1 rRNA gene is annotated in these 3,254 nt (G+C 57.7%); it reads left to right on the plus strand.

Annotated features, from left to right (window positions below):
* Positions 1-113: 113 nt before the first annotated feature.
* Positions 114-3,232, plus strand: a 23S ribosomal RNA gene (locus ABZ845_RS31670).
* Positions 3,233-3,254: the final 22 nt, after the last annotated feature.

Genomic DNA, 3,254 nt, shown 5'->3' on the forward strand with positions numbered 1-3,254 from the left:
ACGGCCGTGAGGTCGTCCTTCGGTGCCGGCCCCAGTGAACTCGGACCTGTTGGTTCGGGGTGATGGGTGGTTGGTCGTTGTTTGAGAACTGCACAGTGGACGCGAGCATCTGTGGCCAAGTTTTTAAGGGCGCACGGTGGATGCCTTGGCACCAGGAACCGATGAAGGACGTGGGAGGCCACGATAGTCCCCGGGGAGTCGTCAACCAGGCTTTGATCCGGGGGTTTCCGAATGGGGAAACCCGGCAGTCGTCATGGGCTGTCACCCGCTGCTGAACACATAGGCAGTGTGGAGGGAACGCGGGGAAGTGAAACATCTCAGTACCCGCAGGAAGAGAAAACAACCGTGATTCCGGGAGTAGTGGCGAGCGAAACCGGATGAGGCCAAACCTACGACGTGTGAGACCCGGCAGGGGTTGCGTCGTGGGGGTTGTGGGATCTCTCTTCCACGGTCTGCCGGCCGTGGGACGAGTCAGAAACCGTTGATGTAGGCGAAGGACATGCGAAAGGTCCGGCGTAGAGGGTAAGACCCCCGTAGCTGAAACGTCAGCGGCTCGTTTGAGAGACACCCAAGTAGCACGGGGCCCGAGAAATCCCGTGTGAATCTGGCGGGACCACCCGCTAAGCCTAAATATTCCCTGGTGACCGATAGCGGATAGTACCGTGAGGGAATGGTGAAAAGTACCCCGGGAGGGGAGTGAAATAGTACCTGAAACCGTGTGCCTACAAGCCGTGGGAGCGTCGGAGTGTGCTTGCACACTCTCGTGACTGCGTGCCTTTTGAAGAATGAGCCTGCGAGTTTGCGGTGTGTTGCGAGGTTAACCCGTGTGGGGTAGCCGTAGCGAAAGCGAGTCCGAACAGGGCGGTGGAGTAGCACGCTCAAGACCCGAAGCGGAGTGATCTAGCCATGGGCAGGTTGAAGCGGAGGTAAGACTTCGTGGAGGACCGAACCCACCAGGGTTGAAAACCTGGGGGATGACCTGTGGTTAGGGGTGAAAGGCCAATCAAACTCCGTGATAGCTGGTTCTCCCCGAAATGCATTTAGGTGCAGCGTCGTGTGTTTCTTGCCGGAGGTAGAGCACTGGATAGGCGATGGGCCCTACCGGGTTACTGACCTTAGCCAAACTCCGAATGCCGGTAAGTGAGAGCGCGGCAGTGAGACTGTGGGGGATAAGCTCCATGGTCGAGAGGGAAACAGCCCAGAGCATCGACTAAGGCCCCTAAGCGTACGCTAAGTGGGAAAGGATGTGGAGTCGCACAGACAACCAGGAGGTTGGCTTAGAAGCAGCCACCCTTGAAAGAGTGCGTAATAGCTCACTGGTCTAGTGATTCCGCGCCGACAATGTAGCGGGGCTCAAGCGTACCGCCGAAGTCGTGTCATTGCAGCTATAGCCCCAACGGGTGCTGTGATGGGTAGGGGAGCGTCGTCTGCCGGGTGAAGCGGCACTGGAAGGTAGTCGTGGACGGTTGACGAGTGAGAATGCAGGCATGAGTAGCGATTCACACGTGAGAAACGTGTGCGCCGATTGACTAAGGGTTCCTGGGTCAAGCTGATCTGCCCAGGGTAAGTCGGGACCTAAGGCGAGGCCGACAGGCGTAGTCGATGGATAACCGGTTGATATTCCGGTACCCGCTGTGAAGCGTCAAACATCGAGCATCGTGATGCTAAGGCCGTGAAGCCGCCCTGATCTCTTCGGAGTTGAGGGGAGTGGTGGAGCCGCCGGACCAAGCGGTTAGTAGGTGAGTGATGGGGTGACGCAGGAAGGTAGTCCATCCCGGGCGGTGGTTGTCCCGGGGTAAGGGTGTAGGACGGTGTGTAGGTAAATCCGCGCACCTTGTGTCTGAGACCTGATGCCGAGCCGATTGTGGCGAAGTGGATGATCCTATGCTGTCGAGAAAAGCCTCTAGCGAGTTTCATGGCGGCCCGTACCCTAAACCGACTCAGGTGGTCTGGTAGAGAATACCGAGGCGTTCGGGTGAACTATGGTTAAGGAACTCGGCAAAATGCCCCCGTAACTTCGGGAGAAGGGGGGCCACGCCTGGTGACGAGTCTTGCACTCCGAGCTGGGGGTGGCCGCAGAGACCAGCGAGAAGCGACTGTTTACTAAAAACACAGGTCCGTGCGAAGCCGTAAGGCGATGTATACGGACTGACGCCTGCCCGGTGCTGGAACGTTAAGGGGACCGGTTAGCTCACTTTCGGGTGGGCGAAGCTGAGAACTTAAGCGCCAGTAAACGGCGGTGGTAACTATAACCATCCTAAGGTAGCGAAATTCCTTGTCGGGTAAGTTCCGACCTGCACGAATGGCGTAACGACTTCTCGACTGTCTCAACCATAGGCCCGGTGAAATTGCACTACGAGTAAAGATGCTCGTTTCGCGCAGCAGGACGGAAAGACCCCGGGACCTTTACTACAGTTTGATATTGGTGTTCGGTTCGGCTTGTGTAGGATAGCTGGGAGACTTTGAAACGCGGACGCCAGTTCGCGGTGAGTCGTCGTTGAAATACCAGTCTGGTCGTGCTGGATGTCTAACCCGGGTCCGTGATCCGGATCGGGGACAGTGTCTGATGGGTAGTTTAACTGGGGCGGTTGCCTCCTAAAGAGTAACGGAGGCGCCCAAAGGTTCCCTCAGCCTGGTTGGCAATCAGGTGTTGAGTGTAAGTGCACAAGGGAGCTTGACTGTGAGACCGACGGGTCGAGCAGGGACGAAAGTCGGGACTAGTGATCCGGCGGTGGCTTGTGGAAGCGCCGTCGCTCAACGGATAAAAGGTACCCCGGGGATAACAGGCTGATCTTCCCCAAGAGTCCATATCGACGGGATGGTTTGGCACCTCGATGTCGGCTCGTCGCATCCTGGGGCTGGAGTCGGTCCCAAGGGTTGGGCTGTTCGCCCATTAAAGCGGTACGCGAGCTGGGTTTAGAACGTCGTGAGACAGTTCGGTCCCTATCCGCTGTGCGCGTAGGAGTCTTGAGAAGGGCTGTCCCTAGTACGAGAGGACCGGGACGGACGAACCTCTGGTGTGCCAGTTGTCCTGCCAAGGGCATGGCTGGTTGGCTACGTTCGGGAGGGATAACCGCTGAAAGCATCTAAGCGGGAAGCCTGCTTCGAGATGAGGACTCCCACCCACTTGATGGGGTAAGGCTCCCAGTAGACGACTGGGTTGATAGGCCAGATCTGGAAGCCCGGTGACGGGTGGAGGTGACTGGTACTAATAGGCCGAGGGCTTGTCCTCAGTTGCTCGCGTCCACTGTGTT

Source organism: Streptomyces sp. NPDC047022 (genome assembly GCF_040644155.1).
In the GTDB taxonomy this organism is placed as follows: domain Bacteria; phylum Actinomycetota; class Actinomycetes; order Streptomycetales; family Streptomycetaceae; genus Streptomyces.